The sequence below is a fragment of the Pseudomonas sp. XP2 genome, assembly GCF_053557975.1.
In genome coordinates, this window is sequence record NZ_JBNRIK010000015.1 from 96,145 (window position 1) to 121,250 (window position 25,106).

General features: G+C 63.7%; 20 protein-coding genes and 2 pseudogenes. 15 read left to right on the plus strand and 7 right to left on the minus strand.

Going from position 1 to position 25,106, the window contains the following annotated elements; translation table 11 throughout:
• Positions 1–72 precede the first annotated feature (72 nt).
• The 4 genes from ACK1VC_RS17345 to ACK1VC_RS17360 all read left to right on the plus strand — a co-directional run bounded on the left by ACK1VC_RS17345 (position 73) and on the right by ACK1VC_RS17360 (position 3,990).
• Positions 73–1,680 (plus strand): tetratricopeptide repeat-containing response regulator, encoded by a 1,608-nt coding sequence (locus tag ACK1VC_RS17345; RefSeq protein ID WP_016484901.1) that lies wholly within the window; start codon positions 73–75, stop codon positions 1,678–1,680.
• Complete coding sequence (locus ACK1VC_RS17350) at positions 1,677–2,369, plus strand: sensor histidine kinase (RefSeq protein ID WP_016484902.1); 693 nt, start codon at positions 1,677–1,679, stop codon at positions 2,367–2,369. The genes ACK1VC_RS17345 and ACK1VC_RS17350 overlap by 4 nt, the downstream gene beginning before the upstream one ends.
• Positions 2,370–2,513: 144 nt before the next feature.
• Positions 2,514–3,158, plus strand: a complete 645-nt coding sequence (locus ACK1VC_RS17355) for an MBL fold metallo-hydrolase (protein WP_024717664.1) — start codon at positions 2,514–2,516, stop codon at positions 3,156–3,158.
• Between the two features lie 109 nt (positions 3,159–3,267).
• Complete coding sequence (locus tag ACK1VC_RS17360; RefSeq protein ID WP_016501466.1) at positions 3,268–3,990, plus strand: OmpA family protein; 723 nt, start codon at positions 3,268–3,270, stop codon at positions 3,988–3,990.
• A 117-nt stretch (positions 3,991–4,107) separates the two neighbouring features.
• On the opposite strand, the gene pta is transcribed toward ACK1VC_RS17360, so the two are convergent.
• Positions 4,108–6,195, minus strand: a complete 2,088-nt coding sequence (gene pta, locus ACK1VC_RS17365; RefSeq protein ID WP_191087268.1) for a phosphate acetyltransferase — start codon at positions 6,193–6,195, stop codon at positions 4,108–4,110.
• 31 nt (positions 6,196–6,226) lie between these two features.
• Positions 6,227–6,529 (minus strand): DUF3565 domain-containing protein, encoded by a 303-nt coding sequence (locus ACK1VC_RS17370; protein WP_024717665.1) that lies wholly within the window; start codon positions 6,527–6,529, stop codon positions 6,227–6,229.
• Between ACK1VC_RS17370 and ACK1VC_RS17375 the strand changes: the two genes are divergently transcribed.
• Together ACK1VC_RS17375 and ACK1VC_RS17380 are read left to right on the plus strand one after the other, a co-directional pair.
• On the plus strand, positions 6,528–7,013 hold the full coding sequence (locus ACK1VC_RS17375) for an FKBP-type peptidyl-prolyl cis-trans isomerase (RefSeq protein WP_016484906.1): 486 nt from the start codon (positions 6,528–6,530) through the stop codon (positions 7,011–7,013). The two genes, ACK1VC_RS17370 and ACK1VC_RS17375, sit on opposite strands and share 2 nt — an antisense overlap.
• 144 nt (positions 7,014–7,157) lie before the next feature.
• Complete coding sequence (locus ACK1VC_RS17380) at positions 7,158–7,640, plus strand: glutathione peroxidase (protein ID WP_016484907.1); 483 nt, start codon at positions 7,158–7,160, stop codon at positions 7,638–7,640.
• Positions 7,641–7,704: 64 nt separating this feature from the next.
• On the opposite strand, the gene ACK1VC_RS17385 is transcribed toward ACK1VC_RS17380, so the two are convergent.
• A complete protein-coding gene (locus tag ACK1VC_RS17385) occupies positions 7,705–8,895 on the minus strand; it encodes a glycosyltransferase family 4 protein (RefSeq protein ID WP_016484908.1) in 1,191 nt (396 codons plus the stop codon).
• Between the two features lie 307 nt (positions 8,896–9,202).
• Between ACK1VC_RS17385 and ACK1VC_RS17390 the strand changes: the two are divergent.
• A pseudogene (locus ACK1VC_RS17390) lies at positions 9,203–9,802 on the plus strand (PAS domain-containing protein); the annotation flags it as partial.
• 174 nt (positions 9,803–9,976) lie between these two features.
• Positions 9,977–10,390, plus strand: a pseudogene (locus tag ACK1VC_RS17395) (methyl-accepting chemotaxis protein); the annotation flags it as partial.
• A 177-nt stretch (positions 10,391–10,567) separates the two neighbouring features.
• Here the strand turns inward: ACK1VC_RS17395 and cysZ are convergent.
• Positions 10,568–11,296 carry a sulfate transporter CysZ gene (cysZ, locus tag ACK1VC_RS17400; protein ID WP_095115851.1) on the minus strand — a complete coding sequence of 243 codons (729 nt, stop codon included), beginning with the start codon at positions 11,294–11,296 and terminating at the stop codon, positions 10,568–10,570.
• A gap of 331 nt (positions 11,297–11,627) precedes the next feature.
• Between cysZ and trxB the strand changes: the two genes are divergently transcribed.
• Positions 11,628–12,590 (plus strand): thioredoxin-disulfide reductase, encoded by a 963-nt coding sequence (gene trxB / locus ACK1VC_RS17405; protein ID WP_016484911.1) that lies wholly within the window; start codon positions 11,628–11,630, stop codon positions 12,588–12,590.
• A 59-nt stretch (positions 12,591–12,649) separates the two neighbouring features.
• Here trxB and nadC read toward each other — a convergent pair whose 3' ends face one another.
• Complete coding sequence (nadC, locus tag ACK1VC_RS17410; RefSeq protein ID WP_016484912.1) at positions 12,650–13,498, minus strand: carboxylating nicotinate-nucleotide diphosphorylase; 849 nt, start codon at positions 13,496–13,498, stop codon at positions 12,650–12,652.
• Positions 13,499–13,738: 240 nt separating this feature from the next.
• On the opposite strand from nadC, the gene ACK1VC_RS17415 reads away from it, so the two are divergent.
• The 3 genes from ACK1VC_RS17415 to ampE all read left to right on the plus strand — a co-directional run bounded on the left by ACK1VC_RS17415 (position 13,739) and on the right by ampE (position 17,383).
• Positions 13,739–15,895 (plus strand): DUF1631 domain-containing protein, encoded by a 2,157-nt coding sequence (locus ACK1VC_RS17415; RefSeq protein WP_102667831.1) that lies wholly within the window; start codon positions 13,739–13,741, stop codon positions 15,893–15,895.
• A gap of 88 nt (positions 15,896–15,983) precedes the next feature.
• Entirely contained in the window at positions 15,984–16,556 is a 573-nt protein-coding gene (gene ampD, locus ACK1VC_RS17420; RefSeq protein WP_016484915.1) for a 1,6-anhydro-N-acetylmuramyl-L-alanine amidase AmpD, read from the plus strand.
• Complete coding sequence (gene ampE / locus ACK1VC_RS17425; protein ID WP_024717666.1) at positions 16,553–17,383, plus strand: regulatory signaling modulator protein AmpE; 831 nt, start codon at positions 16,553–16,555, stop codon at positions 17,381–17,383. Before ampD ends, ampE begins: the two co-directional genes overlap by 4 nt.
• A 79-nt stretch (positions 17,384–17,462) precedes the next feature.
• Here ampE and ACK1VC_RS17430 read toward each other — a convergent pair whose 3' ends face one another.
• Both ACK1VC_RS17430 and cra read right to left on the minus strand, forming a co-directional pair.
• Positions 17,463–18,251, minus strand: a complete 789-nt coding sequence (locus tag ACK1VC_RS17430) for a TatD family hydrolase (protein WP_191087269.1) — start codon at positions 18,249–18,251, stop codon at positions 17,463–17,465.
• A gap of 2 nt (positions 18,252–18,253) precedes the next feature.
• Positions 18,254–19,249, minus strand: coding sequence for a catabolite repressor/activator (cra, locus tag ACK1VC_RS17435; RefSeq protein WP_024717667.1), 996 nt, complete (start codon positions 19,247–19,249; stop codon positions 18,254–18,256).
• Between the two features lie 284 nt (positions 19,250–19,533).
• Between cra and ptsP the strand changes: the two genes are divergently transcribed.
• Genes ptsP through ACK1VC_RS17450 form a run of 3 tightly spaced genes read left to right on the plus strand, consistent with a single transcriptional unit; the run spans position 19,534 to position 25,070 of the window.
• A complete protein-coding gene (gene ptsP, locus ACK1VC_RS17440) occupies positions 19,534–22,386 on the plus strand; it encodes a phosphoenolpyruvate--protein phosphotransferase (RefSeq protein WP_191087270.1) in 2,853 nt (950 codons plus the stop codon).
• Complete coding sequence (pfkB, locus tag ACK1VC_RS17445) at positions 22,387–23,334, plus strand: 1-phosphofructokinase (protein WP_102667828.1); 948 nt, start codon at positions 22,387–22,389, stop codon at positions 23,332–23,334. It begins immediately after the preceding gene.
• Positions 23,331–25,070 (plus strand): PTS fructose-like transporter subunit IIB, encoded by a 1,740-nt coding sequence (locus ACK1VC_RS17450; RefSeq protein WP_191087271.1) that lies wholly within the window; start codon positions 23,331–23,333, stop codon positions 25,068–25,070. Before pfkB ends, ACK1VC_RS17450 begins: the two co-directional genes overlap by 4 nt.
• Positions 25,071–25,106 lie beyond the last annotated feature (36 nt).

Sequence of the window (25,106 nt, forward strand, 5' to 3'; positions counted from 1 at the left end):
CCAGCTGCCGATACAGCGATCGGTGGCATCGCCTCGCGCGATTTTTCAATCATTCCAAGGCAGGTCGTGTTGATGCTGCAGTACGGGCAAAAGAGCTTTCTGATCGTCGACGACTTTACCGACTTTCGCACGTCGACTCGTTCCATGTTGCGCGAGTTGGGCGTGCGCGACGTGGATACCGCCGACAGCGGCGAGCAGGCGCTGCGCATGTGCGCACAGAAGCGCTATGACTTCATCTTGCAGGACTTCCACCTGGGCGACGGCAAGAAGAACGGCCAACAGGTGCTCGAAGACCTGATCATCGACAAGCACATCAGCCATGAGTGCGTGTTCATCATGGTCACGGCCGAGAGCAGCCAGGCCATTGTCCTCAGCGCCATCGAGCACGAGCCCGATGCCTACCTGACCAAGCCGTTCAACCGCGTTGGCCTGGCCCAGCGCGTCGAGAAACTGTTCCAGCGCAAGACGCTGCTCAAGCCGATCCTGCAGGCACTGGACCGCAACCGCCCGGCCGAAGTGCTGGCTGCCTGTGCCGAACTGTGCAAGAAGGACCCGCGCCTGGCACCGCTGTGCCTGCGTTATCGGGCCGACGCCCTGCGCAACCTCAACCGCTTCGAGGAACTGGAAAAGTTCCTCAAGGCCATCCTGGCCAGCCGCCCGCAGCCTTGGGTGTATGCCGCGTTGGGCGCCCTGATGCACAAGCGTGGCCAGAATGCCCAGGCCCAGGGCGTGTACGAGCAGGCGCTCAAGGCGTTCCCGATCATGCCCGGCCTTTACGACGGCATGGCCGAAGTGCTGGTGGCTCAGGGCGATACCAGGCGCGCACAAAACCTGCTTGAAGAAGCCGTACGCCTCTCACCACTGTCGGTCCGTCGGCAGTCGACGCTGGGCAAGCTGGCGCTGGAAAACCAAGACTTCGAGAGCGCGTCGAAGGCGTTCCGCCATGCCGTGAATCAGGGGCAGAGCTCGCGCTACAAGGATGCTGAAAACAACCTTGGCCTGGTGCAGGCGCTGATGAGCAAGAACGCAGGCTTTGGCCTGGACGCCCGTACCCGGGTCGAAATCAACACCACGCTCAGCGAAGTGGCCAAGGAAAACCCCGAAGACCAAGGCTTGCAGGTGCGTGCGCGGATGATGAAGGCGGCCAGCCTGCAGCAGGCGGGCGACCCGGAAACAGCCGGCAAGCTGACCGAACAGGCGATCCAGCGCCTGGACAAGATGAACCAGTTCTTCTCGGTCGATGCGGCCCTGACCGTTGCCGCGCAGTTGCAGGCAATGGGGCAGGAAACCGCCGCCCTCGGCGTGCTGAAGAACTGTGTGGAAAGTTATGGCGATGACCCCAAGGTCATGGAAAAAGTCGGCAAGCTGACGGACGACCCCAGCGTGCTCAACGCCATTACCGAAGCGGTCACCCTCAATCGCCAGGGTGTGCGCAGTTACCAGGGAGGGCAGCTTGGCGAGGCGTTGCAACTGTTCCGCAAGGCGCTGGGTATGCAGCCGAAGAACATCAGCATCGCCCTTAACACCGCCCAGGCGCTGCTGCGCATTGGCGGTGAAAACCCTCAGCCCGCGATCATGCAGGAATGCCAGGACGCCTTGACCAGCGTGGCCGGTATCCCTGCCAGCGACAATCGCTATGACCGTTACCGCAAACTGCACATCCGAGTGTTCGGCGCATGAATCAAGACAATCAGGGGCTGGATTTTTCCACGGTGATCGCCTCCACCGTGCACGACCTCAAAAGCTCTTTGGCAGCGCTGATCCAGTCCCACAACCAGTGGGTGGAACGCTTGCCTGAAGAGCTGCGCGGTGGTGCCGAACAGGGGATCATGGAGCACGAGTTTCGTCACCTCAACGGCATGCTGGTGCAGTTGCTGGGGCTGTACAAACTGGGTGTGAACCAATTGCCGGTATGCCCGGACTATCACGAGCTGGATGACTTCATCGAAGCCCAGCTGGCGGCGCACCAGGAAGTACTGAAACACAACGACATCCTCGCCACCTGGCGCATCGACACCGACAACCCGCTGGGCTTTTTCGACCGCGAACTGGTGGCCTCGGTGATTGCCAACGTCATCACCAACGCCACCCGCTTTGCCGGGCACGCCTTGCTGATCACCATTGAAGAGGCCGACAACCAGCTGGCCATTTGCGTCAACGATGACGGCCCGGGTTACCCAAAGCACATGCTCGAGCGCCAGGAGGAGTACATCCAGGGCATTGACTCGACCAGCGGCAGTACTGGCCTGGGGCTGTATTTTGCGGCGCGCATTGCAGCGCTGCATGAAAGTGGCGGGGTGCGGGGGCGGATCGAGATTTCCAATGGCGGCGCGCTGGGTGGCGGGTTGTTCAGGTTGTTCCTGCCTTAGGATATGTGGCGTGCATACATCGAGCGCCGCCCGCGCGGCGCTCGATTTCACAGGCGCCACACCTCGCAAGGCATGAACCGCGTGCGCCCACCCCATTTTCCTGTCACGCTCTTCAAAGACCCAGGCTTTGCTTTAGAGCTCATCATGACCCAGACCCCACCTGCCCTCATCCGCGAAACCTTCCCCGTAGGCCCCCTGCAGTGCAACTGCACACTGATCGGCGACCCGCTGACCAAAAACGCCATCGTCGTCGACCCAGGTGGGGATGTGGACAAGATCCTCGCGCGCCTGCAGGCCCACGGCCTGACGCTGGTGAGCATCATCCACACCCACGCGCACTTCGACCATTTTCTTGCCTCGGGCAAATTGAAGGAGCTGACCGGCGCCACCTTGCACCTGCACAAGGACGACCAGGTACTGTGGGACAACCTGGAGATGCAGTGCCAGATGTTCGGCGTTCCCTACACGCCGGTGCCGGCTCCCGATCGCTGGTTGGGCGATGACGAAGAACTGGCCTGCGGCTGTGGCGTGGCCTTGCATACGCCAGGGCATACCCCAGGCTCGATGAGCTTCTGGTTCGCCGACGCCAAGCTGTTGATTGCCGGCGATACCTTGTTCCGCCGTGGCATTGGCCGCACTGATTTGTGGGGGGGGGACCAGCGGGCTATCGTGCGTTCCATCAAGGAGCGGCTGTACCGGCTGGACGAGGAGGCTATCGTGGTGACCGGCCACGGGCCCGATACTCGACTGGGCGATGAGATGCGTGAAAACCCCTTTGTCCGTGCCTGAAGGCACATGAAGGCTCTTTCATGGAATTTTTCATTGCCGATGCAATCCAAGGCTGGCATAGATCCGCTTGTGATCTGCCGCATTTATGAATTTCAGTAGGAGCTTGTCCATGTTCACCATGCGTCGTCTGATTATCGTCGCAACTGCCGCGGCCCTGATGACCGGCTGCGCCGGCCAGAACCCTTATGACAACCAAGGTCAGGCGCAGGGCTCAACGGGGATGAGCAAGACTGCCAAATACGGCGGCCTGGGCGCGCTGGCTGGTGCCATCGCCGGTGCTGCCATCGACCACAACAACCGTGGCAAGGGTGCGCTGATCGGTGCCGCTGCGGTAGGTGCTGCAGCCGCAGGTTATGGCTACTATGCCGACAAGCAAGAGGCCGAGCTGCGCGCCCAGATGGCCAACACTGGGGTTGAAGTTCAACGCCAGGGCGACCAGATCAAACTGATCATGCCGGGCAACATCACCTTCGCTACCGACTCGGCCAACATTGCCCCAAGCTTCTACTCGCCGCTGAACAACCTGGCAGGCTCGTTCAAGCAGTTCAACCAGAACACCATCGAAGTGGTCGGCTTCACCGACAGCACTGGCAGCCGCCAGCACAACATGGACCTGTCCCAGCGCCGTGCGCAGGCGGTCAGCACCTACCTGACCTCGCAGGGTGTGGATGCTTCGCGTATCTCGGTGCGTGGCATGGGCCCGGACCAGCCGATCGCCAGCAACGCCGATGCCAATGGCCGTGCGCAGAACCGCCGGGTGGAAGTGAACCTGAAGCCGATTCCGGGTCAGCAATATGACCAGCAGCAAGGCCAGGTTCAGCAGTATCCCTGATTGACCCCCGGGGCCGCTTTGCGGCCCTATCGCGACGCAAGGCCGCTCCCACGGGCATTACACGATCCCTGTAGGAGCGGCCTTGTGCCGCGAATGGCTGCAAAGCAGCCCCAGCTTTTAGCGCGCTACGCTGGCCTGAATCGCCGTCAGGGCGATGGTATGCACGATATCGTCAACCTGAGCCCCGCGCGGCAAGTCGTTCACCGGTTTGCGCAACCCCTGCAGCATTGGCCCCAGGCTGACCCCGTCGGCACTGCGTTGCACTGCTTTGTGCGTAGTGTTGCCGGTATTGAGGTCGGGGAACACGAACACCGTGGCACGCCCTGCCACCGGGCTACCTGGCGCCAGCTCCCGTGCAATCGCCGGGTTGGCTGCCGCGTCATACTGCAGCGGCCCATCAATCAGCAGCTTCGGCGCTGCACCCTGTGCCAGGCGTGTCGCCTCGCGCACTTTCCCAACCTCTTCATCACTGGCCGAATCGCTTGAATAACTGATCATCGCCACCCGCGGCGCGATGCCGAAGGCCTGCGCCGATTCAGCACTCTGCCGGGCGATCTCGGCCAGTTCGCAAGCGCTCGGGTGAGGGTTCATCACGCAGTCGCCGTACACCAGCACCTGTTCGGGGAACAGCATGAAGAACACGGATGACACCAGGCTGGAGCCCGGCTCGGTCTTGATCAACTGCAAGGCCGGGCGGATGGTGTTGGCGGTGGAGTGCACCAGGCCCGAGACCAGGCCGTCCACCTCGTCCAGGGCCAGCATCATGGTGCCGATCACCACAGGGTCTTCCAGTTGCTGCTCGGCCATTGGCGCGTTGAGGTTCTTGCTCTTGCGCAGGGCGACCATCGGCTCCACGTAGCGCCCGCGAATCAGCTCGGGGTCGAGAATTTCCAGGCCAGGCGGCAGGGTAATGCCTTGCGCACGGGCTACGGCCTCGACATCTTCGGGCTTGGCCAGCAGCACGCAGCGGGCAATGCCGCGCGCCTGGCAGATAGCTGCGGCCTGCACCAGCAGCGGCTCGGCACCTTCTGGCAAGACAATGCGCTTGTTGGCCTGCTGCGCCCGCTGAATCAGCTGGTAGCGGAAAACCGCTGGCGAGAGGCGCATTTCGCGCGGCGTACCGCAGCGTTGGTGCAACCAGGCTGCATCGAGGTGGCTGGCGACAAAGTCGGTGATGAACTCGGCGCGCTCGCGGTCGTCGACCGGGATTTCGCGGTTCAGCGAATTGAGCTGGTTGGCAGTGTCGTACGAGCCGGTGCTGACCGACAGGATCGGCAAGCCTGCCTGCAGCGCGCCGCGGCACAGGCCGAGGATACGCGCGTCGGGCTTGCTGTCGCTGGTTAGCAGCAGCCCGGCCAGTGGTACGCCATTGATTGCGGCCAGGCTGACGGCGAGGATGATGTCGTCGCGATCGCCCGGGGTGACCACCAGGGTACCCGACGTCAGCAGCGGCACCGTGTTGGCCACGGTGCGTGCGCAGATGATGATCTTGCTCATGCGCCGTTGCTCGTAGTCGCCGGGGTTGAGCACCTGGGCGCCGAGCAGATCGGCCACGTCGCGGGTGCGCGGGGCGTTCAGCTCTGGCTGGTAGGGGATGCAGCCGAGCAGGCGGAAGTCGTTGCCGCGTAGCAAGGGCGAGTGCTCGCGCAGACGGGTGGCAAAGTCCGCCATGCTTTCATCGGTGCGCACCTTGTTGAGGATTACTCCGAGTACCTTCGGGTCGCGTGGGCCGCCGAACAGCTGTGCCTGCAGTTCAACCCGGCCGGACAGTTCGCTGAGCACTTCGTTTTCCGGCGCCGACACCAGGATCACCTCGGCATCCAGGCTCTTGGCCAGGTGCAGGTTGACCCGCGCCGCGTAGCTTGCGTGGCGCGTGGGCACCATGCCCTCGACCACCACCACGTCATTGCCAACGCAGGCTTGCTGGTAGAGGCGGATGATTTCTTCGAGCAATTCGTCCAGCTGGCCGTCGCCAAGCATGCGCTCGACCTGGGCCAGGCTCAGAGGCACGGGTGGCTTGATGCCGTGGGTGCGCGCCACCAGTTCTGTCGAGCGCTCGGGGCCGGTGTCGCCCGGGTGGGGCTGGGCGATCGGCTTGAAAAAACCGACTTTCAGGCCGGCGCGCTCCAGGGTGCGCACCAGGCCCAGGCTAATGGAGGTCAGGCCGACACCAAAGTCGGTCGGCGCAATGAAAAATGTCTGCATGCGTGCTTCTCGAAATAAGCGGTGCAAGAAATTAACGGCCAAGGGTAGCGCTATCGGTCCCTTGTGCGCACCAGCCACAACTAAAAGGTTGGCCTATGCGCTGCGTACGTTGAGCCGGATCGAGCACCCAGGGGCGTGCCTGCCACGGCGGTTGGTGGCGCAGGTGCTGTGTGTGACCGCACGAAAGCTCGACCACCCAGTGGCCTTCTTCGTCCTGGTGGAAGCCGGTGATCCGACTGATGGGCCGTTGCTCGTCCGCAGTGCGTTCGCAATCGGACGATGGCTTGGTTACACTTGTCCGCTCTACATACTTTTGCAAAAGGTCTTGCCCCATGCTGATCGCCGCCAACAAGGCTGTCTCCATCGACTATACCCTGACCAACGACGCCGGGGAGACCATCGACAGCTCCGCCGGTGGCGCGCCGCTGGTCTACCTGCACGGTGCCGGCAACATCATCCCGGGCCTGGAAAAAGCCCTGGAAGGCAAACAGGCCGGTGACGAGCTGAACGTTACCATCGAGCCGGAAGACGCCTACGGCGAATACCTGGCCGAGCTGGTCAGCACCCTGAACCGCAGCCTGTTCGAAGGCGTTGACGAGCTGGAAGTGGGCATGCAGTTCCACGCTTCGGCGCCGGACGGCCAGATGCAGATCGTGACCATCCGCGACCTCGACGGCGACGACGTCACCGTTGACGGCAACCACCCGCTGGCCGGCCAGCGCCTGACCTTCCAGGTCAAGGTAGTCGACGTGCGTGACGCCAGCGAAGAAGAAATCGCTCACCGCCACATCCACGGTGAGGGTGGCCATCACCACTGATTTTCTGCGCTAAGCTCAGAAAGTCGCCAGGCGCTCGGGCAAGCCGATTTGCCTTCCTACGGGAGGTGGACGGTTTGAACGGGCGCCTTTTTAGTGGGCGCAATTCGCCTGTGCGGCAACCGGGAACCTGAGAGGGGATTCGTCATGAGTGCATTTCACGACCTGAAACTGGAGGCGCTGAACGGCGGGGAGCTGTCCCTCGCACCGTTCAAGGGCCAAGTGGTGCTGGTGGTCAACGTTGCCTCCAAATGTGGTCTCACGCCGCAGTACAAGGCCCTGGAAAACCTCTACCAGGTTTACAAGGACAAGGGCTTCAACGTGCTTGGCCTGCCGTGCAACCAGTTTGCCGGCCAAGAGCCGGGCAGCGAAAAGGAAATCCAGGAATTCTGTAGCCTCAACTACGGGGTGAGCTTCCCGCTGGGCGGCAAGCTGGAGGTCAACGGGCCGCAACGCCATTCGTTGTACCGCCTGTTGGCGGGTGAGGGGGCCGAGTTCCCCGGTGATATCACCTGGAACTTCGAGAAGTTTCTGGTGGGCAAGGATGGGCGGGTGCTGGCGCGTTTTTCGCCGCGCACGGCGCCGGATGACCCGGCGGTGGTGCAGGCGATCGAGAAGGCGTTGGCCTGAAGAGTGCCTGTCGCGAAACGTTTGGCGCCTGTGAGATCGAGCGCTGCCCGCGCGGCGCTCGATCTCACAGGCGCTGCAAAAATGGCGCAGAACGCCCAGCCGCAACACCTGGTTGCCTGCAAGCGTTGCACAGGTACCCCTCAAATTCTTCGACAATCGCCGGCCAACCCTGACGGCTGGCATGCTGGCGAGCATTAAGGCGCACCCGGCGCAACGTTTCCTCTTCCTCCAGCAGCCAGCAGGCCGCGTCGACAAACCCCGCCTGGTCCCCCGGCATCGCCAGCACGCCGCTGTGACCGTGGCGTATGTGCTGCGCTGCGGCTGCCTCGTCATAAGCAACCACCGCCAACCCCGAAGCCATGGCTTCGAGCACCACATTGCCGAAGGTTTCGGTCAGGCTCGGGAACAGGAACAGGTCACCGCTGGCGTAGTGCTCGGCCAGCACCTCACCGCGCTGGGCGCCGCAGAACATGGCATCCGGTATCTGCTGTTGGAGGGCGGCGCGCTGTGGCCCGTCACCCACCAGGATCAGGCGCAGGCGTTTCTGTGGATAAGTCTTCTGCAATGCTTCAACGCATGGGCGTAGTAATCCGAGGTTTTTTTCCACTGCCAGCCGTCCGACATGCAACACGGCGATATCGTCCGGGCCCAGCCCCCAGCTTTCGCGCAACGCCTGGTTGCGCCGGGCGGGGTTGAACAGGCAGGCATCGACACCCCGGGCCAGCAGTTCCAGGCGCTCGAAACCACGGCGTTCCAGCTCCAGGCGCTGGCTGAGGCTGGGCACCAAGGTGATTGCCGTGCGGCGATGGAACCAGCGCAGGTAGTGGGTGAGCAGGCGCGCCAGCAAACCCAGCCCGTACTGACCGGAATACTGCGGGAAGTTGGTGTGGAAGCCGCTGACGACCGCGATTCCCAGGCGTTTGGCGGCGCGCAGGGCGCTGAGCCCCAGTGGCCCCTCGGTGGCGATGTACAGCACGTCCGGGCGCTGCCGCCGCCAGCGGCGTAGCAACGTGTGCATGGACACTTCGCCCCACTGCAAACCCGGGTAGCCGGGCAGTGCCCAGCCACGACACAGCATCAGATGCGGGTCGTTGTGCACAGGTGCTTCGCCGGCCTGGCGCGGGCGTACCACCTCGACCTCATGGCCGCGTTGACGCAGCCCTTCACCAAGGCGGCCAAGTGTGTTGGCCACGCCGTTGATTTCGGGTGGGAAGGTCTCGCTGACCAGGGTGATGCGCAGGGCGGCTGTATTCATGACAAAAAGTTTCCGCCTGCCGGGTTGCGCCAATTTGACGGTTATGTGACGTAGAGATGACGCCTGACCACTGACGCTTTTGCCTTCATGAATATTTCGTTGCCCGGTGCTCAAGAAGGTGCAACCGGCAGCCGATGAAGATGCATTCGATTAGATGATGCGCTCCAGGAGTGCGGTGATGTTCAACAGCAAGCTCAAGCAAGAAATCCGGCAGCTGCGCGAAGACCTGATGTCAGTGGAACAGGTCAAGAGCAGTCTCGACAGCGAGATGCTGGTACTTCAGCTCGACCCCCAGGGACGGATCGAGATGGTCAACGGTAATTTCGAGAGCGAAATGTTTTACCGTTCCGAACAATTGCTTGGACGCAACATCGAGGACATCGTCCCTTCCCATGTGAAGTCGCTGGATTTCTATCAACGCATGAAGAGCGCTATCAGCCGGGGCGAGCACCTTAATGGTGCCTTCCGCCTGCTGCGCGGCAACGGCCAGGAAGCCTGGCTGCGCTCGATTCTGCAGCCGGTCAAGAACGGCGAGGGGCGCATCAAGTATTTCACCCTGCATTCCAGCGACCTTACCCGCACTATCGAGGCATCCCGCGAGCATGAAAGCCTGATCAAGGCGCTGATGCGTTCTACCGCTGTCATCGAGTTTGACCTCGACGGCACCATCCTCACGGCCAACGAGCGTTTCCTGGCCACTGTCGGTTACCGCCTGGAGCAGATTCGCGGCAAGCATCACCGCATGTTCTGCGAGCCGGAGGAGGCGCACTCGGCCGGCTACCAGGCGTTCTGGGACAAGCTGCGCCGTGGTGAATATGTCGCCGAACGCTTCAAGCGTATCGATGCCCATGGCCGGGTGATCTGGCTGGAGGCTTCCTACAACCCGATCTTCGATGCCCACGACGTCCTGTACAAGGTGGTCAAGTTCGCCACTGTGATCACCGACCAGGTCAACCAGGAGCAGGCCGTGGCCCAGGCAGCAGATGTCGCCTACAGCACCTCGCTGGGTACCGATGTCAGCGCCCGCAAAGCCACCGAGGTGGTTACCCAGACCGTCAGCGTCATGCGTGGCCTGGAGGCCTCGATGCAAGAGGCGGCCGAGGGCATCCAGGCGCTGGACACCCAGTCGCGGGTGATCGGTTCGATCATCAAGACCATCAGCGACATTGCCGGGCAGACCAACCTGCTGGCCCTTAACGCGGCCATTGAAGCGGCCCGCGCGGGCGAGCAAGGGCGGGGCTTTGCCGTGGTTGCCGACGAAGTGCGCCAGCTGGCGTCGCGCACCAGTACCGCCACCGAGGAAATTGCCCGGGTGGTACAGCAGAACGAACAGCTGGCCCAGGCGGCAGTGGCGATCATCGACACCAGCAAGCGCCAGGCCGAGCAGGGGCTGGCGCTGGCTGACGAGACAGGTAGCGTGATTGTCGAGATTCAGGACGGGGCGAAACGGGTGGTGGATGTGGTGGGGCAGTTCTCCAGCCGGTTGGGGCAGTAAGCCCCAGGCCAGCTTGGTTCTTTTCTGTGAGCAGTCCACTTTGTGGGAGCGGGCTTGTCCCGCGAACACCGGCAAAGCCGGTGCCAGGCACCGCGTGCCCCCATTCGCGGGCGCTCCCACAGGGCACCTCAAAGGACCGAGCGATTTCCTGCAGAGAATCTCGCATGCGCTCCGGGATCAGTTGCGCTCCCGCACCCAGAACAACGTAGCCCCGGCCACCGCCGCCGGCATCATCAGCACGTTCACCCCCGGAATCATCAGCGCCAGGTAGGTGATGCCGCCAAAGCCCAGCGACTGCCAGCGCTTGCTGCGCAGCCAGGCCAGCATGTCCTGCCAGCTCATCTTGTTGTTGTCCGCCGGGTAGTCGATGTACTGGATGGCCATCATCCATACCCCGAACATCAGCCACAGTGGCGCGGCGACGACGTTGACCACCGGGATCAGCGACAGAATGAACAGGCCGACTGCCCGCGGCAGGAAGTAGCCCAGCTTGCGCATTTCGCGGCTGAAGGTGCGTGGCACCATGGCCACCAGCTCGCCCCAGCTGAACGCCGGGAAGGTGTCTTCGCCGCGTACCACAACCTCGACCTTTTCCGACAAAAAGCCATTGAACGGCGCGGCAATGATGTTGGCCACCAGGGTGAAGGTGAAGAACACCATCAGCACCAGCAAGGCAACGAACAGCGGCCAGAGGATGTAGCTGAGGAAGCTCAACCAGTCTGGCAGCGTCGGCATCAGGGCATCGAGCCAAAGGGCAAACTGGTGGCCGGCGAAGTAGACCATGCCACCGAACAGCAGCAGGTTGATCGCCAGCGGCAGCAGCACGAACAGCCGCAGGTTGGGGCTCAGCACCAGTTTCAGGCCTTCGCGCAGGTATTGGGGGCCGGAGAGGACAGGGGCTTGCATCGGGAGACTCCGCAGAGAAGGAAAACGCGCTGACCTTACCGAGTTTGCATCGCCGACGAAAGGTGGCTGGCAAGCCGGACACGGGCTGTAACAAAAGCGCCGGGGTCTGGGCTATCGATGAAAACAGTGAATAGACGGTGCCTATGAGGTGGATTGTCTAAGGATATTTCCTTAATCTTTGCGACCTCGCTACAGTGCGCTCAACTTTTCGCTTTCAGGGCCTGCGCGTTGTAGCCTTCCCCAAGTGCTGCGTGGGTCCGTTTTAATTTTCCAGCTGGCGCAGCCGGTACACCGATGCCGGCCCGAGCGGCCGGCTCGACAGGAGTTCGACATGTCTGAAGTACGTCATTCGCGCGTCATCATTCTCGGTTCCGGCCCTGCCGGATACAGCGCTGCGGTCTATGCGGCCCGCGCCAACCTCAAGCCGCTGCTGATCACCGGCATGCAGGCCGGCGGCCAGCTGACTACCACTACCGAAGTCGACAACTGGCCGGGCGACCCACACGGCCTGACCGGCCCGGCCCTGATGCAGCGCATGCAGGAACACGCCGAGCGCTTCGAAACCGAAATCGTCTTCGACCACATCAACGCCGTCGACTTGGCCAACAAGCCGTTCACCCTGCAGGGTGATAGCGGCAAGTACACCTGCGACGCACTGATCATCGCTACTGGTGCCAGCGCCCGCTACCTGGGCCTGCCGTCGGAAGAGGCCTTCATGGGCAAGGGCGTTTCGGCCTGCGCCACCTGCGACGGTTTCTTCTACCGCAACAAGCCAGTCGCCGTGGTTGGCGGCGGCAACACTGCCGTGGAAGAGGCGCTGTACCTGGCCAACATCGCCAGCAAGGTAACCCTGGTGCACCGCCGCGAGACCTTCCGCGCCGAGAAGATCCTGGTCGACAAACTCAACGCCCGTGTGGCCGAAGGCAAGATCGAGCTCAAGCTCAACGCCACCCTGGACGAAGTGTTGGGTGACAACATGGGTGTGACCGGTGCGCGCCTGAAGAACAACGACGGCAGCAGTGACGAAATCAAGGTCGACGGCGTATTCATTGCCATTGGCCACACCCCGAACACGTCGCTGTTCGAAGGCCAGCTGACCCTCAAGGACGGCTACCTGGTAGTCAACGGCGGCCGTGAAGGCAACGCCACCGCCACCAACGTTGAAGGTGTGTTCGCTGCGGGTGACGTGGCTGACCACGTTTACCGTCAGGCCATTACCTCGGCCGGCGCTGGCTGCATGGCGGCCCTTGACGTGGAGCGTTACCTGGACGGGCTGGCCAACGCCTCGTTCTGATCAGATAGCGCCCCAAAAAAACCGGCCGAAAGGCCGGTTTTTTATTGCCTGCGGTCAGCTCACAGGCTCAACCGCATGGACAGGTCCACGGCTTTCACATCCTTGGTCATGGCGCCAATCGAGATGTAGTCCACCCCAGTCTCGGCAATCACCCGCAAGGTCGTCTCGTTCACCCCGCCACTGGCCTCAAGCTTGGCTTTGCCAGCGGTAATGCGTACCGCTTCGCGCATTTCGTCCAGGTTCAGCTCGTCGAGCATGATGATATCCGCGCCAGCGGCCAGCGCCTCGCGCAGTTCATCCAGGCTTTCCACCTCGATTTCCACCGGCTTGCCCGGCGCAATGCGGTGCGCCGCTGCCACTGCCTGAGCTACGCCGCCGCTGGCGGCAATGTGGTTTTCCTTGATCAGGAAGGCGTCGTACAGGCCAATGCGGTGGTTGTCGCAACCGCCGCAAGTCACCGCGTACTTCTGCGCCAGGCGCAGGCCTGGCAGGGTTTTGCGGGTGTCCAGCAGGCGCACTTGCGTGCCTGCCACCAGGTCGGCGAGCGCGCGCGCGCGGGTGGCCACGCCCGACAGCAACTGCAGGAAGTTCAGCGCACTGCGTTCACCACTGAGCAGCGAGCGGGCCGGGCCTTCCAGGTGGAACAGCGGCTGATTGGCAGTAGCCCGTTCACCGTCGGCCACCTGCCAGTGCACTGCAACGCGCGGGTCGAGCTGGCGAAACACGGCGTCGACCCAGGCAGTGCCGGCAATCACGCAGTCCTCGCGGGTGATGATGGTCGCCTTGGCCAGGCGCTCGGCCGGGATCAGCTGCGCGGTGATATCGCCACTGCCGATGTCCTCCAACAGTGCGCGGCGCACGTTGGCTTCGATTTCAGCGGTCAGGTCGGCAAGGCGTAGGTTCGGCATGGTCGGCTCCACAAGCAAGATGCCGGCGATTATAGGGCAGGGGCCAGATGTGTACAGCTGCCTGGGTTATGACCCTTGGTCGGTCTTGCTGGGCGATGACTGCAAATGAGGGCGTTGACCGCCCATGAATCGGCGCTGGCAGCTGTGAGATTTTTTACCGATAATGGCGACCAGTATTTGGCGTCATAGCTTTGACGATTTTCAGCCCTTTCGGGCATGACAACCTGCAAGGAGTCCAGGATGCAAAACGAAGGCAAGGTGGTGCCCCTGGCGGCAGCCATCGACCGAGGGGGGCGCACGCCTCTTCCTTGCCTTCCGGTATTGCTCCTGCAAGTGCGCGACAAGGCAGCGTTGCAACTGCGTCAGGGCTTGCAGGCGCTGTTCGACAATGCCGATGACACCTTGTTTGGAATGGCCGACAAGGCCGTGGACCGTTGTGACCAGAATCTGTATTTCGAGGCCATGCGCGATCTGCGTCTGAAGCGAAAAAGTATCGAACGCGGCTTCCTTGATACGTTTTATGACACCTATTCCCGCATCGGCCATGTCGACCTGCTGGCGCCTCTCGCCGAACCGGGCAACCTGCGCAACAAGATGCAACTCGAGCGGGCTGCGGCCATCGAATGCATGGTTGCGCGGGTGCTGTCGCGTGATGGCATTGCCCTGCAGCAACTGGGCCTGCGGTTGCAGGCCCTGCTCGATCGCCCCGTGCATGAGCAATGCAGCCCACTGGGCCCTGCCGCGCTGTGCGGCTACTTCCTCGAGGCTGGCCGGAACCTGGGGGTTGGCCTGAGGGTCAAACTGGTCCTGCTCAAGCTGTTCGAGCGTTATGTCTTGCGCGATCTGGACGTCATCTATGCCGAAGCCAATCAATTGCTGGCCGTCGCCGGTGTGCTGCCCGAGTTGCAACCGGCCCCGCGCCGTCGCGCCGAGGATCAGCGCATGATGGCAAGCCAGCGGGTGGCAAGCCAAGGCCAGGGAGCGAGCGCAGATGCGGCAGGGCAGGCGTTCTTTGCCTCTTTGCAAACCTTGCTGGCCCCGGCGCGTGGGCAGTTCGCACCCCGATTGCAGGCGGTGGCTGCCGCCCAGTCCATCAGCACCGCAGACCTGGTCCGCCTGCTTTCGCATTTGCAGCACTACGTACCCGCTGCCGGCGAGGCTGAGGATTTTGAACTCGGCCAACAGCTTGAACAATTGCTGCTGAGGGTCAGCGTGCGCAGCGGCACCCGGCGGCGCATAGCCGTGGCCGACGAAGACACGATCAACCTGGTTGGCCTGCTGTTCGCCTGTATTCAGGGCGATGACAACCTGCCGGCCAGCCTGCGTGCGTTGATCGCGCGGTTGCATATCCCATTGTTAAAGGTGGCACTGCTGGACAAGGGGCTGTTCAGTCGGGCCAGCCACCCTGCACGCCGGCTGCTTAACGAAATCGCTGGCGCAGCTATTGGCTGGGAGTGCAGCGGCGAAGGTCTGCGCGACAGCCTGCACTTACGGGTAGAGCGCGTGGTCCAGCGCTTGATCAATGATTTTGCCGAAGATGTTGGCATTTTCACCGACCTGCTCGACGAGTTTCTTGCGTTCAACCAGGAGGAGCGGCGGCGCAACGAGTTGCTTGAGCAGCGCACTCGCGACGCCGAAGAAGGACGCGCCCGAGCCCTGCAGGCCCGGCAGCAGGTGCAGCGGGTGCTCAACCAGCGCCTGCGGGGCCGGGTACTGCCTTTGGTGGTGGTGCAAATGCTGGTACAGGCCTGGAGCCAGGTGCTGCTGCTGGCCTGGCTCAAGCAAGGTGAGGCCTCCCAGGCTTGGCGGGATGCCCTGCACACGCTGGACACGCTATTGGCCAGCATCACCCCTGGGCATGAACCGCAAGCGCTGTTGCAGCAGGTACCTGGGCTGCTCAAGGCGCTGCGCGATGGGTTGGCCAGTGTGGCCCTGAACTCGGCGGCAACCCGCGAGTTCTTCCTGCAACTGGAGCAATTGCACTTGCGTGCCTGCACAGGCGCTGAGTTACCGGTTGGCCATGAGCAACCCTTGGCCGAAGTGCGGGTGGACGAAGATATTGTGCTGGCGATTGCCGAAGAACCGTCCTGCGCGCCGCTGCACGTTGCCGAAGGCCAGGCAGCCGCGTTGCGGCAGGTGCAGCGCTTGCGCATCGGTAACTGGGTCGAAGTACTTGATGACGACGAACCGTTGCGCTGCAAACTGGTGGCGCGTATCGGCAGCAGCGACAGGCTGGTGTTTGCCAACCGCACCGGCATGAAGGTGAGAGAGTGGAACGGTGCCGGCCTGGCCCAGGCGCTACAGCGAGGGGACGTGCGGCTGCTGGATGACGGGTTGTTGTTCGAGCGGGCGCTTGAAGCGGTGCTCGATGGGCTGCGGCAGCCACCGGTGAGGTAGGCGGCAACATTACAATCATTCACATGCAAACGGTGTTGGCGGCAGGGCATACTGTGGGTCTGTTCAAGGCGCTTTCAGGATTTGCCCCATGCAATTGGACCGTGCCACTGGCTGGTTCCACGGAATCGGAATCACCCACTGCCCCTCGCCGAACTTCAATGCCCGCCCCGAAGGCGAATCGGTTTCCCTGCTGGTGATCCACAACATCAGCCTGCCGCCGGCCTGTTTTGGTACCGGCAAGGTGCAGCAGTTCTTCCAGAACCGCCTGGACCCCAACGAACACCCTTATTTCGCCAGCATCAGCCACCTCACCGTTTCGGCGCACCTGTTCGTCGAGCGTGACGGCGCGGTGACCCAGTTCGTTTCGTTGCTCGAGCGTGCCTGGCACGCGGGTGTGTCGTGCTTCGACGGGCGTGAAGGCTGTAACGATTTTTCCATCGGCATAGAGCTGGAAGGCACCGACGACCTGCCCTATACCGATGCTCAGTACGCCGTGCTGGAGCAGCTTACCCGGCACATTCGTAGCGCCTGGCCGGCCATCGACCTGGGCCGTATTCAGGGCCACAGCGACATTGCCCCACAACGCAAGACCGACCCCGGCCCGTCTTTCGATTGGCCGCGCTACCGCGAAGCGTTGTTGCACAACGAGGACAAGGCATGAGTTTTCTGGTGTTGTTGCTGGCGCTGTGGGTCGAGAAGTTTTCGGCCCTGCGGCATCAAGTGCAGCGTGACGGGTTCTTCCTTGGCGAGCTGCTTCGCCTGGAGCGCAGCGGCAAGGTACACCCCTGGTGGACGCTGGCCGTCGTGGTGCTGGCACCGGTAGCGCTGCTGGTGTTGCTGCTGCATGTGCTGGAACCGGTGGCCTATGGGCTTTTGGCCTTGCCGGTGCATTTGCTGGTGCTGGTCTACAGCCTGGGCCGTGGCGATGCCAAGGCGTCGTTGGGCCCGTTCCGTGATGCCTGGCGGCGGGGTGACGACCAAGCGACGCTGCATGTTGCAGAGCGCGACCTGGGCGTGGTGGCGGATGAGCCGCACAGCCTGTTGGTGCGTGTGCAGGGCAACTTGCTGTGGCAGGTGTACCAAGGGTTTTTTGCGGTGATCTTCTGGTATTTCGTGCTAGGCCCTGGTGCGGCGCTGGCTTATCGACTGGTGGCGCTGTGCGGCGAGCACAGCCAGCAGCCTGCGCTGAAGGCGCGTGCCGAACAGCTGCGGCACATCATGGACTGGCTACCGGTGCGCTTGATGGCAATGAGCTTTGCGCTGGTGGGCAACTTCCTCGCAGTGACCCGGGTGATGCTGCACGAGGTGCTCAACTGGCACATCAGCGCTGCACACCTGGTGGCGCGGGTGGGGCGTATTGCCGATGACATTCCCGAGGAAGAAGACAGTCAGCGTGGCCTGGGGCGGCTGGACAGCCTTTGGGAGCTGCTGCTGCGCTGTGCAGTGCTGTGGTATGCCGGGTTTGCGCTGTGGACCGTGCTGGTCTGACCTTGGGTCGCCTTGCTATTTGCGTCGCCTGGCAGATCGAGCGCCGCCCCCGCGGCGCTCGATCTGCCAGGCGCAGCAACTACAAAGGCGAGCACCAGCCAAACAATTCGCAAGCATTGCGGCTACTGGCCTGCGCCAGCGCCTCTACATCCACTCCCATCACCTGGGCCAGCGCCCCGGCAATGTCCGGCAGATGCTCCGGGCTGTTCCGTTGCCCCGCATACATCACCGGCGCCATATCCGGCGCATCGGTCTCCAGCACTACACTCTCCAGTGGCAGCCGCGCCAGCGTCTTGCGCAGCCGCAGCGCCTGTGGCCAGGTGCCGGCACCGCCAAGCCCAAGCCGAAAGCCCAGCTTGATATATTCACGCGCCTCTTCGTAACTGCCGGCAAACGCATGAATCACTCCCGCCCGCGCCGGCCTGTAGCGCTTGAGCGTGGCGATCACCTGGGCATGGCTGCGGCGCACGTGCAACAGCGCGGGCAGCTCGAAGTCGCAGGCCATGTGCAGTTGCGCTTCGAACAGGTCCTGTTGGCGCGTTTTGTCCAGGTCTTCGAGGTAGTAGTCCAGGCCAAACTCACCCACGGCGCAGAGCCGTGGGTCGCCGTGCAGGCGTTCCAGCCATTCGCGCAATTGCGTCAAATGCTCCGGGCGATGCTGGTCGAGGTACACCGGGTGCAGGCCCAGTGCCGCGAACAGGCGCTGATCGGCGCAGGCCAGGTCCCACACCCGTTGGAAATTTGCCTGGTAAACCCCCAGCACCACCATCCGTTCCACCCCGCGCGCCGCCGCGTTGGCCAACAGGCGCGGGCGATCGGCGTCGAACTCGGGGAAGTCCAGGTGGGTGTGGGTGTCGACCAGGCGCATGCTCAGGCTGCCGTGATGCGCTGCTTGAAGGTGCGGCCGACAGCATGCACGCCAGGTTCGTAGCGTTTTTCCTCGATTGCGGCCAGCGCCAGTTCCAGCGCAGTGGCGGCAATCAGGCCATGCTGCTGCGCCATGGCATTGACCGGTAGCGGCAGGAAGTCGAGCAACTGGTTGTCGCCAAAGGTGCCCAACTGCAGCTGGCGCGAGTCGGCAGGGCGCGCCTGCAATGTGTCGAACACCCCTTGCAGCAGCACGTACGAGGTGGTCACCAGGGCATCCGGCAGGCCGCCCAGGTCATTGATAAGCTGTTGCATCAGGCGCTGGCCGCACTCACGGCTGAATGCCTCGCCCTGGTAGCGACGCACATCACCGGCATAGCCTTGCAGGGCTTCGTCGAACCCGCCGGCACGTGCCTGGCTGACCGACAGCTCGGGGCGTGCGCCAATCAGGGCAATGCTGCGCGGGGCTGCACTGAGCAGGCTGGCGGCCAGTTGGCGGCTGGCATCGCGGTCATCGCTGATAACCGAGCAGAAGTGCGCAGGGTCCAGGCGGCGGTCGATGGCTATCACCGGCAGGCCTTTGTCCTGCATTTCGCGGTAGCTGTCGTCTTCCGGCGGCAGGCAGCTGGCGACGAACAGGGCATCACAACGGCGCGCGCGGAACAGTTGCTGCAACTGGCGCTCGCTGTCGGGCTGGTCATCGCTGCTGGCGATAAGCAGCTGATAGCCACGGGCGCGGGCACCTTGTTCCAGCTGCTTGGCGATGCGGGCGTAGCTGGGGTTCTCCAGATCCGGGAGAATGAAGCCCAGGGTGCGCGTGTGCCGGCTGCGCAGGCCCGCAGCCTGCGGGTTGGGGGTAAAGCCGTGGGCTTCAACCACCGCGCGTACCCGTTCTACAGTGCTGTTACTGATGCGTTGCTGTTCAGCCTTGCCGTTGATGACGTAGCTGGCAGTGGTCACGGACACACCGGCCAGGCGGGCGATATCGCTGAGTTTCACCGAATTTTCCTTGTTATTTCCGGGGCTGGCTGTGAGGCCGGACCGGGTATTCTGACCCGGTACTGGCGCCATGCGCAGACGACCATTGTCGCAATTGTCCGACAGGATGGGGCTTTTTACCGGGCAGATTATCGAGTAACGTGGCCGCCTGGTCAGGTTAAACGTTTCAGCTGCCGAATTTTCTGCCTCGGCTGCCATCTGTGCAAGGCTGTTGAACTGGCCCTTCATGTGAATTTCACAACAATACTCCAGTACCCGACCGGGAACTGCAAAAGGAGAAGGTCATGCTCGAACTCGCCAAGGAGCAGATAGCCATGGGCCAGACGGCCGCCGACAAGGCCGAGGCGTTGCGCCTGCTGGCGGACCGGCTGGTCGCTGATGGCCTGGTCGCACAGGGGTACTTGCAAGGGCTGCAGGACCGCGAGGGGCAAGGCTCCACCTTCCTTGGCCAGGGCATCGCCATTCCCCATGGCACGCCGCAAACCCGTGACCTGGTTTATGCCACCGGCGTGCGCCTGCTGCAGTTTCCCGAGGGCGTAGACTGGGGCGATGGGCAAATGGTCTACCTGGCCATCGGTATCGCCGCCCGTTCCGACGAACACCTGCGCTTGCTGCAGCTGCTGACCCGCGCCTTGGGCGAAACCGACCTGGCCGAAGCGCTGCGCCGGGCCAGTTCCGCCGAAGCGCTGCTCAAGCTGCTGCAAGGCGCGCCACAGGAGCTGGCACTGGATGCACAACTGGTCGGCCTGAACCTGCCGGCTGAAGACTTTGACGAACTGGCCTGGCGCGGCGCCCGCCTGTTGCAGCGTGCCGACTGCGTCGACAGTGGTTTTGCCGCGGTGCTGCAGCAGGCCGAGCCGCTGCCGCTGGGCGAGGGCCTGTGGTGGCTGCACAGCGAGCGCCAGGTGCGCCAGCCGGGCCTGGCCTTCGTTACTCCACAGCAGCCCCTGCGTTATCGCGACCAGCCGCTCAATGGCCTGTTCTGCCTGGCCAGCCTTGGCGCCGCTCACCAGGCCCTGCTTGAGCGCCTGTGCGAAGTGCTGATCGAAGGCCGCGGGCAGATGCTCTATCAGGCCACCAGCAGCCGAGCTGTGCTGGCAGTGCTGGGGGGCGAGGCGCCGGCGGATTGGCCCAGCGCGCGCATCGTGCTGGCCAACCCACATGGCTTGCATGCCCGCCCGGCCAAGGTGCTGGCGCAACTGGCCAAAGGCTTCGACGGGGAAATCCGTGTACGCCTGGTCGACAGCGCGCAGCCGGCGGTGTCGGTGAAGAGCCTGAGCAAGCTGCTCAGCCTTGGCGCCCGTCGTGGCCAGCTCCTGGAACTGGTGGCCGAGCCGGGTATTGCCGCCGACGCCTTGCCGGTGCTGTTGGCTGCCATTGAACAGGGCCTGGGTGAAGAGGTAGAGCCGCTGCCGCAGAGCATGGAGCCCATTGCCAGTGTTGCGGCCCAGGTGCTGCAAGCCCCCGCCGCCGGTAGCCGTGTTCAGGGCGTGGGCGCTGCGCCCGGCATTGCCAGTGGACCTGCCCATGTGTGTGTCGAGCGCGAGTTCGACTACCCACTGCGCGGCGAATCCTGCGCCCAGGAACGGCAAAAGTTGCACCAGGCTTTGGCAACGGTGGCCAGCGAGCTTCAGGCGCTGGTACAGCGCAGCGACAAGGCCATTGGCGAGATATTCGTCACGCATCAGGAAATGCTCGCCGACCCGGCCTTGACCGATGATGTCGAGCAGCGCCTTGCCCAGGGGGAGAGCGCTGCGGCAGCGTGGATGGCTGTGATCGAGGCCGCGGCGCGCCAGCAAGAGGCGTTGCACGATGCCCTGCTGGCCGAGCGCGCCGCTGACTTGCGCGATGTTGGCCGCCGCGTGCTGGCGCAGTTGTGCGGTGTCCAGGCCCAGGCTGAGCCCGAACAACCCTACGTACTGGTGATGACCGAAGTCGGCCCGTCCGATGTTGCCCGGCTGGACCCAGGCCGGGTCGCCGGTATCGTCACTGCTCAGGGTGGCGCCACTGCACACAGCGCCATTGTCGCCCGTGCCTTGGGCATCCCGGCTGTGGTGGGTGCGGGGGCGGCGATCTTGCTGCTGGAAGCAGGCACACCGTTACTGCTTGATGGCCAGCGCGGCGTGGTCAGCGTGGCACCGCCGGAGGATGAATTGCAGCGCGCCCTGGCCGAGCGAGATGCGCGCGAACAGCGTTTGCAGGCCGCCTGGGCCAACCGTTTTGAACCGGCCGTCACCCGCGATGGCCACGCCGTGGAGGTGTTCGCCAACATCGGTGAGAGCAGCGGTATCGCCAAGGTGGTGGAGCAGGGCGCCGAAGGTGTCGGCTTGCTGCGCACCGAACTGATTTTCATGGCCCACCCCCAGGCCCCGGACGTTGCCACCCAGGAGGCTGAGTACCGTCGCGTGCTCGATGGCCTGGACGGGCGACCGCTGGTGGTGCGCACCCTCGATGTCGGCGGCGACAAGCCGCTGCCGTACTGGCCGATTACCGCCGAGGAAAACCCGTTCCTCGGCGTGCGTGGCGTACGCCTGACCTTGCAACGGCCGCAAGTGATGGAGGACCAGCTGCGCGCCTTGCTCAGGACTGCCGACCAGCGCCCGCTGCGCATCATGTTCCCCATGGTGGGCCAGGTGCATGAGTGGCGCGAGGCGCGGGCCATGGTCGAGCGCCTGCGGGCAGAAATTCCCGTGGCCGACCTGCAGCTGGGCATCATGGTCGAGGTGCCTTCGGCGGCCCTGTTGGCTGGGCAACTGGCGCGCGAAGTGGACTTCTTCAGTATCGGCACCAACGACCTGACCCAATACACCCTGGCCATCGACCGTGGCCACCCCAGCCTTTCGGCCCAGGCCGACGGCCTGCACCCGGCAGTATTGAGCCTGATCGACATGACCGTGCGCGCCGCCCATGCCCACGGCAAGTGGGTGGGCGTATGCGGTGAGCTGGCGGCAGATCCGCAGGCGGTGCCTGTGCTGCTCGGGCTGGACGTGGACGAACTCAGCGTGTCTGCGCGCAGCATTGCCGAAGTCAAGGCCCTGGTTCGCCAGGCCGATCATCAGACGGCCCGCGCCCTGGCGCGAGAGGCCCTGCAACAAGACAGCGCCGCAGCGGTTCGCGCGCTGGTGGAGCGTTACTGAATGGCCAAGATCCTTACCCTCACCCTGAACCCGGCGCTGGATATCACCATCGGCCTTGATACCCTGCGCTCGGGGCAGGTCAACCGCAGCCATGCACAACAGAGCCACGCGGCGGGCAAAGGGCTGAACGTTGCCCAGGTACTGGCCGACCTGGGGCACCGCGTGACCGTTGGCGGTTTCCTCGGGCGCGATAACCTGCAGCCGTTTGAGTCGTTGATTGAATGGCGTGGCTTTACCGACTGCTTTGTTCGCGTACCCGGCGAAACCCGCAGCAACATCAAGCTGGTAGAAGCCGATGGCCGCGTGACTGACATCAACGGCCAAGGCCCCGAGGTCGACGAAGCGGCATGCATTGCCTTGATGCAGCGCCTGGAGCAGGTCGCCCCGGGGCACGATGCCGTGGTGGTGGCGGGCAGCCTGCCGCGAGGGATCAGCGCCGACTGGTTCCGCCAGTTGCTTGACCAGTTGAAGGCCCTTGGCCTCAAGGTGGCGCTGGACAGCAGCGGCGAAGCCCTGCGCGCCGGCCTGCAAAGCGCGCCCTGGCTGGTCAAACCCAATACCGAAGAACTTGGCGAAGTGCTTGGCCAGGCCGTGGATAACCCGGCGCAGCAACGCGTCGCCGCCGAGCAGTTGCTGGCCAGCGGCGTGGAACACGTGGTGGTGTCTGCCGGCGAGCAGGGCGTCAGCTGGTTCGCCCGCGACCTGGCCCTGCATGCCTGCCCGCCCACCGTGCGGGTTGCCAGTACAGTGGGGGCGGGGGATTCGTTGGTGGCTGGCATGGTCCATGGCCTGCTGCAGGGCGAGGCGCCTGCGCAGACCTTGATCCGCGCCACCGCGATTGCCGCCCAGGCCGTCACCCAGGTTGGCTTCGGCATCCATGACCGTGAGCAACTGACGTGTCTGGAAGCTGCCGTGCAACTGACAGAACAACAAGAGGGTTGCCGATGAACATTGCCATTGTCACCGCCTGCCCCAACGGCCAGGTGTCGAGCGTGCTGAGCGCGCGCTTGCTGTCTGCCGCTGCCCAGCGGCGCGGCTGGAGCACCCGTGTAGAAGTGCAGGATGCCGGGCACCCCGAACGGCAACTGAGTGCCGCGCAGATCGCCGAGGCCGACTGGGTGCTGGTGGTCAGCACCGGCCCGGTGGACCTGGCCCGCTTCGTCAGCAAGCGGGTTTACCAGAGCACGCCCGCCCAGGCACTGGCCGACCGCGAGGGCTTCCTCGATGAAGCGGCGGCCAACGCCCAACCGCTGTTGGCCGCAGCAGGTGCGCCGCCCGAGGTTGGCAGCACGGGCGCACGCATTGTCGCGGTCACCGCCTGCCCGACGGGCGTCGCGCACACGTTCATGGCGGCGGAGGCCTTGCAGCAAGCCGCGCAACTAATGGGTTATCAGCTCACGGTCGAGACCCAAGGCTCGGTCGGTGCGCGTAACCCGTTGTCTGCCCAGGCCATTGCTGAAGCGGATGTGGTGCTGCTAGCTGCTGACATTGAAGTGCCGACCGCGCGGTTTGCCGGCAAGCGCATCTACCGATGCGGCACCGGCATTGCACTCAAGCAGGCACGTGCCACCCTGGACAAGGCCCTGGCCGAAGCCAAGGTGGAAAACAGCGCCGATGCCGCAGCGGCTGCTACCACGGCGAAGGGTGAAAAGACCGGTGTGTACAAGCACCTGCTCACCGGCGTGTCGTTCATGCTGCCCATGGTGGTGGCTGGCGGCCTGCTGATTGCGCTGTCGTTCGTGTTCGGTATTGAGGCCTACAAACAGCCGGGCACCTTGCCGGCTGCGTTGATGCAGATAGGCGGTGAGGCGGCGTTCAAGCTTATGGTGCCGCTGCTGGCCGGCTATATCGCCTGGTCCATCGCCGACCGCCCGGGGCTTGCGCCGGGCATGATCGGTGGCCTGCTGGCCAGTACCTTGGGGGCCGGCTTCATCGGTGGCATTGTCGCCGGCTTCATTGCCGGTTACAGCGCCAAGGCCATTGCCCGCTGGGCACGCTTGCCCAGCAGCCTGGAAGCGCTCAAGCCGATCTTGATCATTCCGCTGCTGGCCAGCCTGGTCACCGGCCTGGTGATGATCTACGTGGTCGGCCAGCCGGTGGCAGCCATGCTCGAAGGCCTCACGCACTTCCTCGACAGTATGGGCACCACCAATGCCATTCTGCTGGGGCTGTTGCTGGGCGGCATGATGTGTGTCGACCTGGGCGGGCCGATCAACAAGGCCGCCTACGCCTTCTCGGTGGGGCTGCTGGCATCGTCGAGCTACGCGCCGATGGCGGCGACCATGGCCGCTGGCATGGTGCCGCCGATCGGCCTGGGTATCGCCACCTTCCTGGCCCGGCGCAAGTTCGCCCAGAGTGAGCGCGAGGCGGGCAAGGCCGCATTGGCCCTGGGGCTTTGTTTCATTTCCGAAGGGGCTATTCCGTTTGCTGCCAAAGACCCGCTGCGGGTGATCCCCGCCAGCGTGGCCGGCGGTGCGCTGACCGGGGCATTGTCGATGTACTTCGGTTGCAAGCTGATGGCGCCGCATGGCGGCTTGTTCGTGCTGCTGATCCCCAATGCCATCAACCATGCCTTGCTGTATTTGTTGGCTATCGTCGCGGGTAGCCTGGTGACGGCGGTGGTGTATGCAGTGATCAAGAAGAGCGAGCGGGTAGAGTTGGCCGTGGCGCCCGTCAAAGGCTAGCGACTTCTGTAGCCTTTACTGGCCTCTTCGCGGGCA

Coding starts and splice junctions, on each gene's coding strand:
- ACK1VC_RS17345 (WP_016484901.1), top strand. CDS start 73: ATGCTGCAGTACGGGCAAAAGAGCTTTCTGATCGTCGACGACTTTACC.
- ACK1VC_RS17350 (WP_016484902.1), top strand. CDS start 1,677: ATGAATCAAGACAATCAGGGGCTGGATTTTTCCACGGTGATCGCCTCC.
- ACK1VC_RS17355 (WP_024717664.1), top strand. CDS start 2,514: ATGACCCAGACCCCACCTGCCCTCATCCGCGAAACCTTCCCCGTAGGC.
- ACK1VC_RS17360 (WP_016501466.1), top strand. CDS start 3,268: ATGTTCACCATGCGTCGTCTGATTATCGTCGCAACTGCCGCGGCCCTG.
- pta (WP_191087268.1), bottom strand. CDS start 6,195: ATGCAGACATTTTTCATTGCGCCGACCGACTTTGGTGTCGGCCTGACC.
- ACK1VC_RS17375 (WP_016484906.1), top strand. CDS start 6,528: ATGCTGATCGCCGCCAACAAGGCTGTCTCCATCGACTATACCCTGACC.
- ACK1VC_RS17370 (WP_024717665.1), bottom strand. CDS start 6,529: ATGGGGCAAGACCTTTTGCAAAAGTATGTAGAGCGGACAAGTGTAACC.
- ACK1VC_RS17380 (WP_016484907.1), top strand. CDS start 7,158: ATGAGTGCATTTCACGACCTGAAACTGGAGGCGCTGAACGGCGGGGAG.
- ACK1VC_RS17385 (WP_016484908.1), bottom strand. CDS start 8,895: ATGAATACAGCCGCCCTGCGCATCACCCTGGTCAGCGAGACCTTCCCA.
- cysZ (WP_095115851.1), bottom strand. CDS start 11,296: ATGCAAGCCCCTGTCCTCTCCGGCCCCCAATACCTGCGCGAAGGCCTG.
- trxB (WP_016484911.1), top strand. CDS start 11,628: ATGTCTGAAGTACGTCATTCGCGCGTCATCATTCTCGGTTCCGGCCCT.
- nadC (WP_016484912.1), bottom strand. CDS start 13,498: ATGCCGAACCTACGCCTTGCCGACCTGACCGCTGAAATCGAAGCCAAC.
- ACK1VC_RS17415 (WP_102667831.1), top strand. CDS start 13,739: ATGCAAAACGAAGGCAAGGTGGTGCCCCTGGCGGCAGCCATCGACCGA.
- ampD (WP_016484915.1), top strand. CDS start 15,984: ATGCAATTGGACCGTGCCACTGGCTGGTTCCACGGAATCGGAATCACC.
- ampE (WP_024717666.1), top strand. CDS start 16,553: ATGAGTTTTCTGGTGTTGTTGCTGGCGCTGTGGGTCGAGAAGTTTTCG.
- ACK1VC_RS17430 (WP_191087269.1), bottom strand. CDS start 18,251: ATGCGCCTGGTCGACACCCACACCCACCTGGACTTCCCCGAGTTCGAC.
- ptsP (WP_191087270.1), top strand. CDS start 19,534: ATGCTCGAACTCGCCAAGGAGCAGATAGCCATGGGCCAGACGGCCGCC.
- pfkB (WP_102667828.1), top strand. CDS start 22,387: ATGGCCAAGATCCTTACCCTCACCCTGAACCCGGCGCTGGATATCACC.
- ACK1VC_RS17450 (WP_191087271.1), top strand. CDS start 23,331: ATGAACATTGCCATTGTCACCGCCTGCCCCAACGGCCAGGTGTCGAGC.